The 17375-nt window shown below is 63.8% G+C and carries 15 protein-coding genes and 1 tRNA gene; 4 read left to right on the top strand and 12 right to left on the bottom strand.

The genetic code is table 11. From position 1 onward, the window contains the following. Positions 1-87 precede the first annotated feature (87 nt). From AC5RUH_RS06235 to bcp, 3 genes are all read right to left on the bottom strand, one after another. Positions 88-1779, bottom strand: a complete 1692-nt coding sequence (locus AC5RUH_RS06235; protein ID WP_494128157.1) for an ABC transporter substrate-binding protein — start codon at positions 1777-1779, stop codon at positions 88-90. 275 nt (positions 1780-2054) lie between these two features. Beyond that, positions 2055-2139, bottom strand: a tRNA-Leu gene (locus AC5RUH_RS06230). Between the two features lie 85 nt (positions 2140-2224). Further along, on the bottom strand, positions 2225-2698 hold the full coding sequence (bcp, locus tag AC5RUH_RS06225; RefSeq protein WP_494012375.1) for a thioredoxin-dependent thiol peroxidase: 474 nt from the start codon (positions 2696-2698) through the stop codon (positions 2225-2227). A 113-nt stretch (positions 2699-2811) separates the two neighbouring features. Here bcp and AC5RUH_RS06220 point away from each other — a divergent pair, with 113 nt between their 5' ends. Then, positions 2812-3270, top strand: coding sequence for a MarR family winged helix-turn-helix transcriptional regulator (locus AC5RUH_RS06220; protein WP_494000054.1), 459 nt, complete (start codon positions 2812-2814; stop codon positions 3268-3270). A gap of 146 nt (positions 3271-3416) precedes the next feature. On the opposite strand, the gene AC5RUH_RS06215 is transcribed toward AC5RUH_RS06220, so the two are convergent. The 9 genes from AC5RUH_RS06215 to AC5RUH_RS06175 form a co-directional block, all read right to left on the bottom strand. Beyond that, positions 3417-3821 carry a GlcG/HbpS family heme-binding protein gene (locus AC5RUH_RS06215; protein ID WP_494128156.1) on the bottom strand — a complete coding sequence of 135 codons (405 nt, stop codon included), beginning with the start codon at positions 3819-3821 and terminating at the stop codon, positions 3417-3419. A gap of 36 nt (positions 3822-3857) precedes the next feature. Next, entirely contained in the window at positions 3858-4892 is a 1035-nt protein-coding gene (locus AC5RUH_RS06210) for an aldo/keto reductase (protein ID WP_494128155.1), read from the bottom strand. A 132-nt stretch (positions 4893-5024) separates the two neighbouring features. After that, entirely contained in the window at positions 5025-5798 is a 774-nt protein-coding gene (locus AC5RUH_RS06205; protein ID WP_494128154.1) for a cysteine hydrolase family protein, read from the bottom strand. 10 nt (positions 5799-5808) lie between these two features. Further along, positions 5809-6603, bottom strand: coding sequence for a gluconate 2-dehydrogenase subunit 3 family protein (locus tag AC5RUH_RS06200; protein ID WP_494128153.1), 795 nt, complete (start codon positions 6601-6603; stop codon positions 5809-5811). A gap of 46 nt (positions 6604-6649) precedes the next feature. Beyond that, positions 6650-8305, bottom strand: a complete 1656-nt coding sequence (locus AC5RUH_RS06195; protein ID WP_494000049.1) for a GMC family oxidoreductase — start codon at positions 8303-8305, stop codon at positions 6650-6652. Between the two features lie 37 nt (positions 8306-8342). Next, on the bottom strand, positions 8343-9527 hold the full coding sequence (locus AC5RUH_RS06190; protein ID WP_494000048.1) for a sugar ABC transporter substrate-binding protein: 1185 nt from the start codon (positions 9525-9527) through the stop codon (positions 8343-8345). A gap of 63 nt (positions 9528-9590) precedes the next feature. Continuing rightward, positions 9591-10628, bottom strand: coding sequence for an ABC transporter permease (locus AC5RUH_RS06185; protein WP_494000047.1), 1038 nt, complete (start codon positions 10626-10628; stop codon positions 9591-9593). Positions 10629-10630: 2 nt separating this feature from the next. Beyond that, positions 10631-11722 carry an ABC transporter permease gene (locus AC5RUH_RS06180; RefSeq protein WP_494000046.1) on the bottom strand — a complete coding sequence of 364 codons (1092 nt, stop codon included), beginning with the start codon at positions 11720-11722 and terminating at the stop codon, positions 10631-10633. Beyond that, a complete protein-coding gene (locus tag AC5RUH_RS06175) occupies positions 11722-13461 on the bottom strand; it encodes a sugar ABC transporter ATP-binding protein (RefSeq protein WP_494128152.1) in 1740 nt (579 codons plus the stop codon). Before AC5RUH_RS06175 ends, AC5RUH_RS06180 begins: the two co-directional genes overlap by 1 nt. Before the next feature lie 138 nt (positions 13462-13599). Here AC5RUH_RS06175 and xylA point away from each other — a divergent pair, with 138 nt between their 5' ends. From xylA to AC5RUH_RS06160, 3 genes are all read left to right on the top strand, one after another. Continuing rightward, positions 13600-14787, top strand: coding sequence for a xylose isomerase (xylA, locus tag AC5RUH_RS06170; RefSeq protein WP_494073758.1), 1188 nt, complete (start codon positions 13600-13602; stop codon positions 14785-14787). Positions 14788-14876: 89 nt separating this feature from the next. After that, complete coding sequence (locus AC5RUH_RS06165) at positions 14877-16316, top strand: FGGY family carbohydrate kinase (RefSeq protein ID WP_494128151.1); 1440 nt, start codon at positions 14877-14879, stop codon at positions 16314-16316. Next, entirely contained in the window at positions 16313-17356 is a 1044-nt protein-coding gene (locus AC5RUH_RS06160; RefSeq protein ID WP_494073760.1) for an aldose epimerase family protein, read from the top strand. The genes AC5RUH_RS06165 and AC5RUH_RS06160 overlap by 4 nt, the downstream gene beginning before the upstream one ends. Positions 17357-17375: the final 19 nt, after the last annotated feature.

Genomic DNA, 17375 nt, shown 5'->3' with positions numbered 1-17375 from the left:
GCGGCAGGCCCGGCGCCGCCCGCTCGTAGTTCGGGCCGGGGGCCTGCCTGCCGGGATCCGCGGTATGCGGACCCCGGCAGGACGGGGCTACTCGCTGAGCTCGATGGCGTTGAACACCTCGTCGTTCACCGGGCTGGCCGGGTAGGAGGTCACCCGCGGGGCGAACGCGAGCGACGGCGCCGGGTGTGCCAGCGGGATCGCCGGGAGGTACTGCGCGATGTCCTCGTTGATCTCCTCGTACAGCGGCGTCGCCTCTTCGATGCTGCTGGTCTCACGTGCCTTGGACAGCTTGTCGAAGAGCTCCTTGTTGTTGAAGCCGAACTCCGGCTTCTCCTGGCCGAAGAAAACCCCGACGAAGTTGTCGGTGTCGTTGTAGTCGCCGGTCCAGCCGAGCAGGTGGATGTCGTGGTCGGCGCTGGCCTGGATGCGGTCCAGGTAGTCCGGAGACCACTTGTCCGGCTGGGCCTCGATGGTGATGCCGACCTCCTCAAGCTGGGCGCTCAGGTTGGTGAACACCTGTTCCGGCGTCGGCATGTACGGCCGGGACACCCCGGTCGGGTAGTTGAACATCAGCTCCAGGCCGTCGCCGTAGCCAGCCTCTTTGAGCAGCGCCCGCGCCTTCTCCGGGTCGTACTCGTAGGTGGTGACGTCGTCGTTGTAGCCGTTGACCGTGTCCGGAACGAACTGCGTGGCGACCTTGGTGCCCTCGGGCAGCGTCTGGCGGACCAGCGCGTCCTTGTCTATCGCGTGGGCGATCGCCTGCCGGACCTTGAGGTCCTTCAGCGCCTCCTGCTCCTGGTTCATGCCCAGGTACAGAATGGTGAACGGATCGCGCGCAATGACGTTGAATCCGGCGTCGGCCAGCGACTGCGTGTCGGCCGGCGCCACCAGGTCATAGCCGTCGATGTCCCCGGCCTCCAGCGCCTGCCGGCGGGCATTGGGGTCTTCGATAATGCGGAAGATGATCTCCTGGACCTGGCCCTGTTCGCCCCAGTAGCCGTCGAAGGCGGAAAGCTGCAGGGACTCGCCGACCGACCAGCTGTCGAACTTGAACGGGCCCGTGCCCACCGGGTGGCCCATGGCATATTCGCTCAGCTCCGGAGCCTCCTCCGAACCTCCGACGTCGTCGGCTTTGAACTCTTCCAAAGCGGTGGGGCTCTGCATCGCGAAAGCCGGCAGCGACAGCGCCGGAATGAAACCGGCGAAGGGCTGGGCCAGGTTCACCGTCACCTCGGTGTCACTGACCGCCTCGCAGGAGTCGTAGACTGCGGTCTCGGGGGAATCCGAGTAGCCGCGGAACAGCGAGCCGTAGTAGTAACTCACCGACTGGGACTGCTGGATCCCCTCGAAGTTATACCAGCGGTCGAAGTTGAAGCAGACGGCATCGGCATTGAAGTCGGTGTCGTCGTGGAACTTCACGCCCTCCTTGAGCTGGAAGGTGTAGGAGAGCCCGTCGTCGGACATCTCCCAGGATTCAGCCAGCAAGGGTTCAGGGTCCGGCGTTCCTTCCTTGACGCCGACCAAGCCCTCGAAGATCTGGCGGCTGACGCGGAAGGACTCGCCATCGCTGGCGAAGGCCGGATCCAGCGACTTGGGATCCGACGACGCGGCGAACACGAAGGTCGGATTGACTCCCTCCGTCTCGCCCTGCGCTCCGCCGCCGCGCTCGCTCTCGGCACAGCCGGACAGGACGAGTGCGCCGGCGGCCAGGCCGGCAATGACCGCTCCGGCGCGCCGGCCGCTTCGCTGGCCTCCGGAAAAGATGTCAGTAAATGACATGGACTGCTCCTCGGGGACGTGAGGTGTGACGCCGACTTTGTGTACGGCAGCCGGCGGAGGCGCGGTGGCGCGTCCGCTTGATGAGAGCTTAGTCACATGTCTGATTGAAAGCATCGGTTTCAGGTTCCGCGGTTGGGCCAAAACCATCACAATTTGGTGACGAGTCCCGTGCCTGATGGCGCGACGACGGAGGTGGAGGCCTCCGGGCCCTTGGGCCCGGAGCGGGCCGTGGAACGCCACGAGCCCCGCAACGTACGTGGCGGGGCTCCTGGTGATGGTGCGCAAGGCGGGACTTGAACCCGCACGTCCGAGGACACTGGAACCTAAATCCAGCGCGTCTACCAATTCCGCCACTCGCGCATTCGTTCCGGGCATGCCGGAACAGGAATCAGTCTACCGGCACGGCGGCACTCGTCTGGCGGGGACTTGTGCCTCGCGCAGACACCTAATTGTCCAGGCCGAGGTCGCGGCGCAGCTTGGCCACGTGGCCGGTGGCCCGGACGTTGTACTGGGCCAGCGCCACCTTGCCCTCGGGATCCACCACGACCGTGGAACGGATCAAACCCTCGTAGACCTTGCCGTAGTTCTTCTTTTCGCCCCAGGCCGCGTACGCCTCGGCTACGGCATGGTCTTCGTCTGAGAGCAACGGAAAGTTCAGTTCTTCCGTCTCCGCGAACTTCACCAGCTTCGGCAGTGGATCGGGGGAGACTCCCAGCACCGCGTATCCGGCGCCCTTCAACGAGTCGAGGCTGTCGCGGAAGTCGCAGGCCTGCTTGGTGCAGCCCGGTGTCGAAGCTGCGGGATAGAAGTAAACCACAACGTTTTGGCCACGATAATCGGCCAGCGAGACGGTGTTGCCCGCCGAGTCCTGCAGCGTGAAATCCGGCGCGGTGTCGCCGGTCGACAGTCGTTCGGCCATGGGGCAGCTCCTTAGGGATCCGGGGTTTCACACCAGCATAGCCAAGACAGTCCTCCGGCCGTTCCGACTACGTACGTATACTTGAGTGCATGCCGGATTTGAAGAATTGGCCGATGCCACGGTTGCTCTCCACCGCCGCCCGGCTCGTCGAGCACGAATGGAACGACAAACTGGCCGGCCTTGGCCTGACCCACGCCGGCGTCATTGCCCTTGAGGTGCTGGCCGCCGAAGGGGAAATGACGCAGGCGCAGCTGGCGACCCGCGTCCGGGTGCAGGCACAGACCATGGGCAAGACCCTGGGCAGGCTGGAGGTCCACGGGCACATCATCCGTGCCCGCAGCGATGTGGACCGCCGGCGGCAGATCGTGCAGATAACCGACGAGGGCAAGCGGGCCCTCAAGCATGCCGCCGAACTGGAGCGGCTGCTCAGCAGCGGCAGCGGCGACCAGATGGATGAGCTCAAGGAGCGGCTGACGGTGATCATCCGCAGGCTGGGCAACAGCCGCTTCGGTATCGGCGCGGTGGAAACCATCGACATCGCCGAGATCGACGGCTACGAGGACGGCGACTGACCCGCCGGCGTCCCGGTCGGCCGGAACCCGGCATCCTGAAGGCGCAGCCGGCGCTGCACCAGGCGCTCCCTTGCTGCCAACCGGACGCGGCAGCGTAGGGCCATGGAAAACACTGCCCCCTTCGGCAGAGGAGAGTCGCAGCGGGTTTAGGGAACGGTGCGGGGTGAAGTGAGAGCGGTCTTGAGGATATGAATGTCTTGTTCAGTCGTTCCTCCCGAGATCCCGACACCGACTCTTTCGCCTCGTTGGAGCTGTACAGGTGCTCCACCGCCGAAGGCGATGAGTTTGCTGCCCGAGTTCACGGCCAGGCCGTAAAGGGGCTGCCCTGGTTGTACTTGCGACGTGAGTTCTTCTGTTTCCACGTTGAACGAGGCGGCTGTGTAGGCCTTGCGGAAGGCCATGTCCAAAGAGTGGAGGGGTGCGCCGTCCATGCGATGGAGAAGCACCGGGTTGCCGTGGATGTCAACGACACTGACGACGATGCGGATTGCCAGTTGTTCGGCTGCTTCTTCGGCGATGGCGGCGATCTTGATGACTTCCTGCAGCATCATGGGGGCCTTCCTGGATTTGCTGATCCTTAGTTGTCCTCATGGGGAGGTTCCGGGTGTGGGGGAGGCGGAGCTAATGAGTTGCCGGTGCTTCAGTTCCTGCCACACCTCGACGGGGATCCGCTGACTCAGCCATTGGTAGTTCTGCTCTTGTTGAGTGATGGTGCGGGCGCCGAGGCAGACGTTGGTGACGGCAGGGTGGGCGGCGCCAAATTGCAATGCCATCGCGCCCAGAGGCACTCCGTGGCGGTCGGCTACCTCTTGGTAAGGACGGATCTCGCTGAGGGTTTCACGCGTTGCCGGAGCGTAGTCCATGCGGGCTCCGGGTTTAGGGCCGGTGGCTAAGATGCCTGATCCAAAGATTCTGCCGTTGATGACGGCGATCCCGCGTCGCAGGCAGAGTGGGAGAAGCTCGTCCTGCGCCTCGGTGTTCAGTAGGTTGTAAGTACCGGCGATCAGAATGCAGTCAATGTCGGCTGCTTCTGCCGCTGCCATGCAGACATCGACCTCGTTGACGCCTATGCCCACGGCTCGCACTACCTTTTGGTCCCGCAGGGATAACAAGGCTTTGAACGCGCCGTTTAGGGCTTCCTGAAATCGGCGGGGTTGGTCGGCGCCGTGAGTCCAACGGTCCGTGTCGTGAACCAGGAGCACGTCGAAGTAATCCGTCCCCATCCGCTGCATGCTGTCTTCGACCTGGCGCATCACACCGTCGTAGGAGTAGTCGTATTCGATGCGGAACGGCGGGGTGTTGCACCAGGGGGCGGTACTGAAGGTCCCCGGGCTTGCGGGTTTTAGGGTTCGCCCGACCTTTGTGGCCAAGACGAACGTTTCTCTGTCCTCATCGGCGAGGACATCGGCCAGCCGGTATTCGGCAAGGCCATGGCCGTACATGGGTGCAGTATCGAAGAACCGGACGCCCGCGTCCCAGGCATGACGTACCAGTGCCCGGGCATCCTCTGTAGGTATGGGGGTGCGCATGTTTCCAAGAGCCACTGAACCGAATCCGGCAAGTGTGCAAGACCAGTCGAGCCGCCCGAACCCGCGCCGTTGCGTGGGAGCGTACGGTGCCATGGGCGTCTTCCTCAAGGTGGATCAACGTGCTGGGTGCCCGGGGAGGTGGTGCCGCGTCGTTGGCCGTGGGGAACCTTCACCGGTTCCTTCGGCGGCGCATTCATAACGGTCCCACCTCCCCTGTACCGCGGTTTAGTGGGCTGAGGCGTCTGCACTTACTGAGGCTTCCTGTCCCGCCGCCCGGGATGAGCGTTCGACGAGGGCAGCGAACTCGTCGCTGGACATCACGTCCGCGTACTGAGCCTGGATGTTGCGCAGGGATTCCCAGTACTGCCCGTATCCTTCGGGTGTTTCGTGGTCGAACTCGGGGTTGCGGCCGTGGGTGTTGAGGGGAATGGCCGTGCCGGAATCGGCCACGACGATCACTTTGTATCCCCTGTCGAAACCGTCGCGTGCCGTGGTCGGTACGCAGTTGGCGGTCGAGGAGCCGACGATCACGAGGTACTCGGCGCCGTCCTGCTGGAGGTACTCGTTGAAGGCCGTTCCGTAGAAGCTGCTGTTGCGGTGCTTCTGGAAGACCGGTTCGCCCTTTTGTGGTTCGAAACCTTCGCAGAGTGCGCCGTTCCACGTCCCGTGGTTGAAGGGCGAATCGGACTCTCTCCAGGACGGGTACTTCAGCCCCCAGATGCCGATGTCGTAGCCTTCGGGGTGCATGCCCCACATGGACCAGACGACCTTGATTCCCTTTTCGCGTGCGAGTTCGATCATTCTCTTGGCCGGCCCGAGGGATTCCTGCCCGGAGGGCGCTCCACCGACGCTCTGAATGTAGTCTGCCCCCTCCGGATCGAGGCAGAGATTCTGGATGTCGAGCGCATGGACCACGGTCTTGCTCAGATCTATGGTCTCGGGGATGAAGGTGTAGGAACGGTCGACGTATTTGTTGAGCTTGTCTTCGTAGGCGGTCATTGTCTTTCCTTTACTTACTGGATTCCTCGGTACGGTCCGATGATGCTGAAGCCGCCTCGGCGGCTTGGCTACCGGCAGGGTTTTCGCCACCGTCAGTCACGTCTTGTTCCGGGCCGTGCTTGAAGCCCGGGACCAGTTCCTCCCAGTCGTACTCCTGGATGAAGTACTCGGCCGTGCTGTAGGTGCCGTCCATGGTGTCGCGCAGGTTTTTTGGCCCGTCGAAACCGACCATTTTCCAACCCATCTGGTCCTTGTTTCCGCCGTAAACCGGGTCGGCATAGAAACCTTGGCGGACATGCAGGCACAGGGTGTCAAAGAAACTTTTGTCTTCATCGGTGTTTCCCTGAAGCCGCGAGTAGTACACCTCCATCGAGGTCAGCGAGACCGGCACCGGTTTGGGAGCGCCGCTGACCTGTTCCAGCACCTGGTCTTGGACTTCTTCGGTCGCGTCCTTGAAGGACTCCGCCCGCAACTCGCGCGATCGGCGGTCGAGTTCACGGACCCCTTCGCGATAGAGCCGCTGCAGGTCGGCGATGCGTGCCCGGGCGGATCGTGCTTCCGGACCGGCCAGGGCCAGGAAACCGGTACCGTCAGCCGCCGCATAGAGGTAGTCGATGCCTGAGAGGTAGCGGTCGATAAAGACGATCACCCTCGCCTCGCGTGCTCCTGGGTCATGGTCGGTGGGCATGACGCGTGCGACGGCGGCTTCTATGGTTTCCCACTCGTGGTCAGTGAAGAACAGTTTTTCGTCCGAGTCGGGGTCGATGTGGATCGGGACGATTTCCCAGTCGGCTTTCGAAACCATCGTGTCTTCCTTTCTGCGATTCTCTAACGCGCGGCAGTTACAGCCGCTAGCTGCGGCCCTTGAGGTAGGTGCCGGCGATGTAGTCTGCGCAGCGCCAGGAGTGGGCCATGATCGTGAGCGTGGGGTTGACGCCCATGGCGGTGGGGAAGCCCGCGCCGTCAAGCACGAAGACGTTGTCCACCGAGTGAGCCTGGCCCCATCCGTTCAGCACCGACTTGCCGGGGTCGGTTCCCATTCGGACCGTGCCCTGCTGGTGGCAGGCGTTGCCGGTGAATTCATCTCCCAGGTAAACGGGGGTGGTTTTCGTTGCCCCGGCCGCCTGGAGGATTTCCACGTTTTTGTCGATCTGCCATTTGCTCATGGCGATGTCGTTGGCGTGGGGCTTGTTCGTGATCCGCGCTACGGGCAGGCCCCAGGCATCCTTGATGTTGGGGTCGAGGTCGACCCGGTTGGTCTCCTGGGGCATGTCCTGGAGGATGAACCCAATCTTCATGGAGTAGTCGAAGTAATTTCGGTCGGCGTCCTTCATGGCTTGGCCCCAGGTCGGGCGGCCGGGCATGATCGCGTTGATGGCCTGTCCGATCTGCGTGGTGGCGATGATGCCGCCGCCGATGTGGCCCCTGCTTTCGTCCGTCTCGTAAAAATGCGTGGAGCCGCCGCTTTGGTAGTTTCCCGTCCAGCCGCGCAGCGGTTCCTCGATGTCCTTGTCGAATAGTCCGACCGCGAAAATGTATTCGTGGAAGGTGGCGTTCTTCCCGACAAGGCCGGAATCGTTTGCGAGACCTTCGGGGAACCGGTTCGATGTGGACAGCAGCATGAGCCGCGCCGATTCGATGGCGCCGAGCGCCAAGACAACTACCGCGGCGTCCTGTTCCACCTCACGGCCCTCGGGGTCGATGTAGACGACGCCGGTGGCCCGGCCGTCCTTGCCCAGTTTGACTTCCCTGACGTAACTGTCGGCCCGTACTTCCAGGTTGCCGGTGGCGAGGGCTTCGGGGATGTACGTCGTCGCCACGCTGGACCGCGTTTGGGTGGGGTCACCGTACTGGTTCCAGAAACTGGTCCGGTTCACCGCCGCCCTGCCCAAGGCGTTGCCTTCGGTCAGGTGGGACATCGGCAGCGGGAAGGAATTGATGCCCAGCTTGTTGGAGCCCTCATAAAATTTCTTGCCGAACCGGGTCGGAGGCAACGGCCCGCTGGGGTACGGCTTGCTGCGGAAGCCTTCCCCCCGGTCGGCACCGGTAAGGCCCGAGATGCCGTAGCTCCATTCAACCTTGGTGAGGTATGGTTCCAGGTCCTCGTAGCGGTAGGGCCAGTCGGCCAGGCTCGCGCCTTCCAGATCCCCGTGGAGGGAGTGGAAAATGAAGTCCGATTCCCTCGGCCGGGGCATCCAGCCGGCCATGTGGCTCGTTCCGCCGCCGACGTTCGAGGGCACGGGGGAGAAATTGAAGATCCGGGCTTCCGAGTTTTCGTCCCGGCGCACCGTCCTGGGCATCAGCTTCACGTCCGGCCACAGGTAGCTGCGGTTCTGGAACTTCAGTTCGTCGCCGGAGTAGTGTTCCTCCGGGCGCAGCCACGGGCCCTTGTCGAATCCGACAACTTTGTAGCCGGCTTCGCTGAGAACCTTGACGGCGGGCCCGCCCCCCGCTCCCAGTCCGACGACGACGACGTCCACCGGGTCCATTTTTCGATTGCTGCTCACAGTAGAACCTCTCAGTTCGGTCGTTGTTCGGGAAGGCCTAGTAACTTCCCTCGCCCTGCTGGCTTTCCTGCAGGACGGCTTGGTGCCACTCGACGTTCGTCTTGTCGACGACATCGGTCGGGATGCGGACGAACTGGTTGACTTCCATGCCCAGAAGCTCATGCGCGAAAAGGGTTTCGATCATGCTGTGGCCCATTTCAACGCTGTTCACATCGACGGTGGCGGTGAGCTTGCCGGCTTTGATGGAGTCCATCCCCGAAATCAGGCCGTCAGCACCGATGGTGATGATGCCTTCCTGCCCGTCCCAATGCTTGAGACCGCGTGCGTCGATGGCCTGGGACGCGCCGAGCGCCATGTCTTCGTTTTCACCGTAGATCGCGTTGACATCGGGGTTTTTGGTCAGCAGGTCCTGTGCGGCCCGGAGACCTTTGTCCCGTACGTAGCCGCCGTCGGCCTGTCCGACGATCTCGATGCCTGGGTACTCCGAGATGGCTTTCTTGAAGCCCTGCTGGCGCAGCTTGGTCCAGTCCGATCCGGAGGGCCCCATGATCTGGATGACCTTGCCTTTGCCCTTGAGTTGGTCGCCGATGTATTGCCCGGCGATGTAGCCGGACTGCCAGCGGTCGTCATAACCGATGTTCGAGACGGTGTTAAGACCTCCGGTGGGGTCCTCGGCTTGGGAAGGATTGGCCAGTTCTTCAGTGGAGTTGAACTGGTAGAAGTCGACGCCCTCTTCCTGTCCGCGGCCGTACAGTTCCTGCATGGTCGCGGCGTTGGCGGCAGAGCAGACGAAGACCGCATCGAAGTCCCGGGCGATATACCCCTGGACAATGCCAAGGGTTTCCGTGCCTGAATGGGCGTCGTTGAGGGCGCCCTGCCGCTCCCAGGTCCATTTCACACCGAACCGGTCCTCGTATTCCTTCATCTTGTTGAAGGCCGCTTTTTCGACCTGGGTGTAGAACTCGGAGAGGATCGGGGGAGCAAAGCCGACTTTGATTTCACGGCCGTCCACTATTTCGCGGATGGCGGCATCGGCGGCCGAGTCCGGGTTGACCGCGGCACCGGCGCCTCCGCCCCCGCCTCCACCGGTGCCGGTCGGCGTCTCGACCGTGGTGCAGCCGGTCAGGATGAGGGCTGCCGCGACTGCTCCGGAGGCGAGGGCGCTGCGGGTCCGGGCGTACCGACGGCGGCCTGCGGGCCCGGTGGTGTCAGTTGTGGACATTGTCTTGCCTTTCATTTTTGATGGTCCCCGCAGCAACGGGGAGACCGGGGAAGCTGGTTTCGGCTACACGGGGGCGACGTCGAGCACAACGGCCCGCCGTTGCCGGACCCGGGCGTTGATGATGGCGCTGATCCGGTTCGCGAGGACGGCGATGATCAGAATCGAGCCAATGACGATCTTTTGATAGCTGGACGGAACGCCCGCGAGGTTGATGATGTTGATGGTTGCGGCCAGCGTGATGGCGCCGAGCACGGCTCCCAGGATGCGGCCCCTGCCGCCACTGAGCGCCGCACCGCCGATGACGGCGGCAGCGATGGCCTGGATCTCGTAACCGACACCGAGGTCGGCCGGGACGTTGGTATTACGGCCCGCCAGGATGACGCCGGCGATCGCGGCGCATAGCCCGCTGATGACGTAGGCGATGATACGGACCCGGTCCACCCGCACGCCGGACTGTACGGCGCCGGTCCGGCTGCTGCCGACCGCGAAGAGGTGTGTCCCCAGGCGGGAGGATCCCAAAATCCCGCCAAGGAGGAGCGCCACGATGAGGGATATCACCATGGGCAGGGTGAGGGCTCCGGCCAGCGGGCTCAGGCCGCCGATGACATAGAACTCGGGGACCATGTAGCCGATGATGGGAACGCCCTGGGTCCAGATGTAGAGGATGCCGCCGGCGAAGCCGAGCATTGCGAGCGTGGCAATGAAGTCGGGCAGCCCGACCCGGGTGACAAGCAGGCCGTTGCCGATCCCGATCAAGGCCCCGGCAAGCAGCGCTGCGAGGATCGCGGCGAACAGCGGCATTCCGGATTTCATCGTCTCGGCTGCCACCCCCGCGCAGAGTGCCATGGCTGCGCCGATCGAGAGGTCGATGCCTCCCGCGATCAGGACGACGGTCATGCCCATGGCCAGGATCATGACCGTGATGCTGCTGTTGAGGATGTTGAACAGGTTTGACGGAGCCAGGAACACCGGCAACGTGAACGCCGCAATCAAACAGGCCAGTACCAGCATGGCCAGGACGCCGAGGGTGGGGTCCAGCAGGATCCGGTCGACGATGCGGCCGACCAGGCCGGTGTTGCGTTTGGGGGTTGAAGTGCTCATGGTCAGTCCTGCTGTTCGGTCACGAACGGACGGGAACCCGCGGCCGGCTTCTGTGCCTGCTGCTGGGCCGGGGCCGGGGGAGTGTCGTGCGGAGTGTCGTGCCTGGGGGGCGCGTCAAGACGGGAGCGTTTGCCCATATTGAGTGCGTATTGCTGGACGCGGCGGTCGAAGACCACCCCGGCGACGATGCAAAGGCCGGTAACGATGCTGAAGTAGACGGGGTCGACGCCGTTGAGGCGCAGGCCCTGCTGCAGGGTTGCCAGCAAAAGGCCGCCGACGACAGCGGCCCAGACCGAACCGCGGCCGCCGGCAAGGCTCACGCCTCCCAGAACGGCGCCGGCGATGGCAATGAATTCGTAGCCGCCGCCCAGGAAGGCCTGTACGGCGCCGAGGCGGGAGGCAATGAGGACGCCGGCTGCTCCGGCGAGCATGCCGGAGACGATGAAGGTGCCCATCCTGACGCGGAGGACGTTGACGCCGGCGACGTTCGCCGCGTCGGCGCCGATGCCGATGGCATATATGCGCCGGCCGAATACCGTCTTGGCCAGGAAAAGCTGCATGATGACCAGCAGGATTGCGGCGATCCAAAAGGCGCTCGGGATGCCCAGGAAACTGCCGTAGACGATATCCGAAAAGCCCGGCGTCGTCACGCCTTGGAGAGGTACCTGTTCTGTCAGGACGATGAGCAGCCCGCTGGCGATGTTCAGCGTGGCCAGCGTGACGATGAAGTCGTTGATACCGAACTTCGTAATGAGCCATCCGTTGAACAGGCCGAATGCCGTGCCGGTGGCGACGCCCACGAGGACGCCCACCAGTGTCGGCGCCCCGCTGAGCAAAGCCCACATGGTCGTTCCGGCACTCAGCCCGGCTACCGTGCCGACGGACAGGTCGATGCCTCCGGCCACGATGACGATTGCCACCCCGACGGTAATCAGCAAGACGGGGATGGCGTTGTTAATGTAATCGGTGAGGCTTTCCGGTTGCAGGAAGACTGGCGACATCAGTTGGAACACGATGACCAGGACGATCAGGGCGACCGCGATCGGAACGCCGCTGGTCGAAAGTGTGCGGGATACGGCCCGTTGAAATTTCATCATTCGCTCCTGCCGGCGGATAGCGCCAGAATTCTGTTCTTCACGCCCTCAAAGTTTCCGGCGGCCAGTTCCTGTTGCAGCGAGGTCACCGAACCCACCAGCCGGCCTTTTTTCAGGATCAGGACACGGTGGCTGAGTTCCAGCAGTTCGGCGATTTCCGAGGCAATCACGATGGCGGCCCCGCCAGCGGCGACGAAATCGCGGATGAGGTTGTGAACCTCCACCTTGGCCGAGACGTCGATACCCTGGGTCGGTTCGTCGAAGATCAGCAGTGAGGGCTTGGTGTTCAGGCAGCGGGCCACGATGGCCTTCTGCTGATTTCCGCCGCTCAGGTTTCGAATCTTTTCCCTGACGCTTGGGGCACGGATTGCCAAGCGCTGCCGGTAGCTCTCGGCCTGGTCCATTTCATCGCGGTTTTTGACCAAAAAACCAAGCTGCGTGACGCCGCCCAAGCTGGAGATGGAGATGTTTTCGGCAACGGAAAACTCCGGCAGAATGCCCAGCTGCTTGCGGTCTTCCGGCAGCATGGCCAACCCGTGACGGTATGCCGAGCTCGAATCGCGGAGGCGCAGGGGTTGCCCGTTGAGGTGCATTGTTCCGCTGCTCATCTTGTCCAAGCCCATGATGACTCTGGCCAACTCGGTCCGCCCGGCACCGGCCAGTCCCGCTATGCCCAGGATCTCGCCCTTACGAACGGACAGCGAAATGTCCTTCAAGACGTGGCTGCGGTGCACATTCTCCAGTCGCAGCACTTCCTCGCCGGTGTCGGCCGCGGCGTGCGGCGGCGTGCCGCTGGCCGCACCGAATTCGCCGGCTGCGATTCCAAACATCATGCCAAGCAGTTCATCGACGTCCGTCTCTGCGATGGCGGCAGTCCCGGCGTTGGCCCCGTCGCGGAAGACGGTGGCGGTGTCCGCCAGACCGAACAGTTCCTCCAGGTGGTGGGTTACCCACAGCAGTGGCACGCCCCGCGCCCTGAGCTTGCGCATGTGTTCGAATAGGTGCCGCTTTTCTTCTTCTTCGAGCCCGGACGTCGGCTCGTCCAAAATCAGGACGCGGGGGTCGAAGGCCAGTGCCTTGACGATCTCCACCACACGCTTTTTCAAAGCACCGAACTCCCCAACGGGAAGCTTCAAGTCCTCAGGGGTGAGCCCGAAGTCGGCGGCGAGTTGCAAAACGCGCTCTTCCATCCCCTTGCGGTCAAGCCGGACCTTCAGGCCGAGGAATCGGGCATTGACCTCGCGGCCCAGGAAGATGTTGTCGAGTGCCGTGAGCGCCGGAACGAGCGACAGCTCCTGATGGATGGTCGTGATGCCTGCGTTGAGGGCGTCGCTGGGATGGCGGAACTGCACTTCTTCCCCGGCCAGGGTAACTGTGCCCGCGTCCGGCGAGACCACGCCGGACAGCACATTGATCAGCGTGGATTTGCCGGCCCCGTTGCCTCCCAGCAGGGCATGGATCTCGTCGGGGCGGATGTCCAGGCTCACCCCGCGCAGGGCGGTCACGCCTTGGTACTGCTTCACCACGCCCTCAACTTTGAGCAGCGGCGAATGGCCGCCAGGTTCGGTGGGATGCGCCATGGGATCGCTCCTGTTCTTGGAGGTTTGGCGGCAGGTGACGCTCGGTGTGTGAGCAACATCATGTGAAAACTCAATATAGTAATCAGTCACAACAAATGCAATAGCCTTTTTCGCTTGAGGGGCGGGGCACGGCTTCAGTCCGCAGGCCAGCGCAGGCACCGCCGTGGGTGTGTGGCCGCAAGGTGTCAGCGACTCGGCAGGGTGTGTGCGGCCTTGGGTGGGCGCTGGTCGTTGACTTGGGCCGCCGCGGCTAATATGTTGTTGCTCACTACTATTGCTTCCTGATGGGAGAGGGCAATGAGGCAACCGAGCCGCGAAGACAAGTTTTCCTTCGGCCTATGGACGGTGGGGTACACGGGGGCCGACCCCTTCGGCGGCCCTACCCGGTCGCACGTGGATGTCGTAGAAGTGGTGGAACGGCTGACGGGTCTCGGCGCCTACGGATTGACGTTCCACGATGATGACCTCTTCGCCTTCGGCAGCAGCGAGGGGGAGCGGCAGAAGCAGATCGACCGCCTGAAAGGTGCACTCGAGGACACGGGCCTTCAGGTTCCGATGGTCACGACGAACCTTTTCAGCCCCCCGGTTTTCAAGGACGGTGGGTTTACCTCCAACGACAGGGCCGTCCGGCGGTTCGCCCTTCGAAAGGTCCTGCGGAACATTGAGTTGGCCGCAGAGCTCGGGGCCCGGACTTTCGTCATGTGGGGAGGCCGCGAGGGCGCTGAGTACGACGCTGCCAAGGACGTCCGGACAGCCCTTGAACGGTACCGCGAGGCACTGGACGTTTTGGCGGCCTACGTGACCGATCAGGGGTACGACCTGCAGTTCGCCATTGAGCCCAAGCCGAACGAGCCCCGCGGCGACATCTTGCTGCCGACGGTGGGCCACGCGCTGGCGTTCATCGAAACCCTGGAGCGGTCCGAACTTTTCGGTGTCAACCCCGAGGTCGGACATGAACAGATGGCGGGCCTGAATTTCACCGCCGGCGTTGCCCAGGCGCTGTACCACGGCAAGCTGTTCCATGTTGACCTCAACGGCCAGCGGGGGGTTAAGTACGACCAGGATCTGGTCTTCGGCCATGGCGACCTGCAAAACGCTTTCTCTCTCGTGGACCTGTTGGAAAACGGCGGCCCGAACGGTGGCCGGGCTTACGACGGTCCGCGCCACTTCGACTACAAGCCGTCGCGGACCGAGGACGCCGGGGGAGTGTGGGATTCGGCTGCGGCGAACATGCGGATGTACCTGTTGCTGAAAGAGCGGGCCGCCGCCTTCCGCTCGGACCCGGAGGTCCAGGAAGCGATGCGCGCCTCCCGCGTCACCGAACTGGAGCAGCCGACCCTTGCCGATGGAGAGTCCTACGCCGAGCTGCTCCAAGACCGTTCCTCGTACGAGGATTTTGCCCCGGAGGGGTACTTTGACGGCTCCGGGTTCGGGTTCGTCAGGCTTCAGCAGTTGGCTATGGAACATCTGCTGAACGCGCGCTGAGCTGCGGAACCGTTGAGGCTCGGAACCGTTAAGGTTCTGAGCTGCGGAACCGGCGAGGTCCAGGCTCGGCCGACGTATCTGGAGGCATCATGACACTAGTCGCGGGTGTTGATTCTTCGACGCAAAGCTGCAAAGTGGTCTTCCGGGATGCCCGCTCCGGTCGGGTGGTTTCTGCGGGACGGGCCACCCATCCGGCGGGCACCGAAGTTGACCCGGAGGCCTGGTGGAGAGCGCTGCAGGCGGCGCTCGCAGAGGCGGGAGGTCTCGGCTCGGTCAGCTGCCTTTCCGTAGCTGCACAGCAGCACGGCATGGTGGCCCTCGATCAGGAGGGCCGGGTGATCCGGCCGGCCTTGCTCTGGAACGACACCCGCAGCGCGGGCGCTGCGGCTGCACTGGTGGGCGAAGTGGGCGCCGATGAATACGTGCAACGGACGGGATTGATTCCGGTGGCGTCTTTCACCGCTAGCAAACTCCGCTGGTTGCGTGACGCCGAGCCCGCCAATGCAGCAAAGGTAGCCGCGGTCGCTCTTCCCCACGACTGGCTCACCTGGCGGTTGCGCGGGTATGGGCCGGCCGCTTCCAGCCCGCTGGGGCCGGTCCTTGAAGAACTCACGACAGACCGGTCGGATGCCAGCGGTACCGGCTATTGGGATCCGGAGGCGAACCGGTACGACATGGATCTGTTCGTCTTGGCCCTCGGACATGCTGCCATCGTGCCCCGTGTCCTTCGCCCCCATGAGCCGGCGGGAAAGACGCCCGGGGGAGTCCTTCTAGGCGCGGGAGCCGGAGACAATGCCGCTGCGGCCCTGGGCCTCAACGCTTCCGGCCGGGAGGCCCTCGTTTCGATCGGCACCAGCGGAACCGTGTTCGCCTCATCCGCCGAACTGCGCCGGGACAGGACAGGTTCCGTCGCCGGGTTCGCGGACGCTGCCGGCGCCTTCCTCCCGATTGCCACCACGCTCAATGCAGCCCGCATCCTGACGTCGGTCGCCGAGGTGCTCGGCGTCGACAACGACGAGCTCTCGCGTCTCGCCCTGGAAGCTCCCGCCGCGGCCGGGGGAGCCGTCCTGGTCCCTTGGTTCGAAGGGGAACGCACCCCAAACCTGCCCAACGCGACGGGCAGTCTTCACGGGCTGTCGCTGACCGCAATGACAAGGCCCAACCTTGCGCGCGCTGCCATTGAAGGAATGCTGTGCAGTCTCGCCGGCGGGCTTGACGCGCTGCGGAAGGCCGGTGCCCTTCCCGAGCGGGTCCTTCTGATCGGCGGGGGCGCGCAGAACCGGGCCGTGCGGTCGATTGCCGCGCAGGTCTTCGATATGCCGGTCTCGGTTCCGGTACCCGGCGAGTACGTGGCCGAGGGGGCCGCGGTGCAGGCCGCCTGGGTCCTGGGCGGAGTACGCCCTGACTGGCCGCCGCACTTCGATGCGGAGCTGCGACCCGATCCGCGGCCTCTTATCCGGGACCAGTATCGCAGCCATGCCGAAGCGCAGGAGGCGTGGTTCCGCCGTCACAACGAAGGCGCGGCGTGAAGAAGCAGGCAGGCGCCGGCAGCCAGGAGACGGGACCGGTCCTCGCCAATGCGCGCAGCACGCGCCTGACACTCGACTGCTACGGTGCCAGGATCGTTGAACTGCTCCTGCCGGACAGGGGCGGCAAGCTCGAAAACGTGGTGCTTGGGTTCGACTCTGTGGATGACTATCGCCGCCACGCGGACTGCTACTTAGGGGCCACGATCGGCCGGACAGCGGGCCGCATCCCGGGCGGCCGGTTTTCCTCGGCAGGGGTCACCTTTCCCGTTGCCGCGAACGAGGGACGGAACCACCTTCATGGAGGACCCAGCCGAAGTTTCGACCGCGTCCTGTGGTCCCGTTCGGATGCGTCCCCGGAACGGGCGCAGGACGACTTTGTCAGTCTGGACTACCGCAGCCCCGAAGGCGAAGAAGGCTATCCCGGAAACCTCTCCGCGCGGGTTAGCTACTCACTCTCCGAAGCCAACGAGCTGTCGATTCTCTTCACGGCCAGGGCCGACGCGGACACCCCGGTCAATATGACCAATCACGCTTACTGGAATATGGACGGAGACGGGGCGAGGCCTGTCACCGATCAGCAGCTGATGGTTGACGCGGATTACATCCTGGCGACGGACTGGGAACGCATTCCGACAGGCAGCCACCTGCCTGTCGCCGGGTCGCCCTTCGACTTCCGCAAGCTAAGGCGGATCGGAGCCTTCCTGCCGAAGTCGGGCACCGAGCCGTGGCCGGGCATCGACAACACGTTCCTGTTCAATCCGGGCAGGGACAACACCAAGCCCGCGGCAGTACTTTATTCTCCGGAAACCGGACGCCTCATGGAGCTCTACACCACGGAGTTCTGTCTTCAGGTCTATACAGCGAACCGGCTGCCTCCGCTGGTCGGCCGCGGGGGAACCTTGTACGGGCCCGGCAGCGGCATATGCCTCGAACCCCAAAAGATCACCGATACCAGCCGTTTCCCCGACTTTCCGTCCGTGGTCCTTCCGGCCGGAACGGAGTACCGGCATCTCAGCCGATACCGTTTCTCGACAGCGTGAGCCGATCAAGCAGAAGCGG

The sequence above is a fragment of the Arthrobacter sp. Y3223166 genome (genome assembly GCF_059090935.1).
The sequence above is the reverse complement of the archived record's forward strand: the minus strand, read 5'-3'. Positions and strand labels throughout refer to the sequence as shown.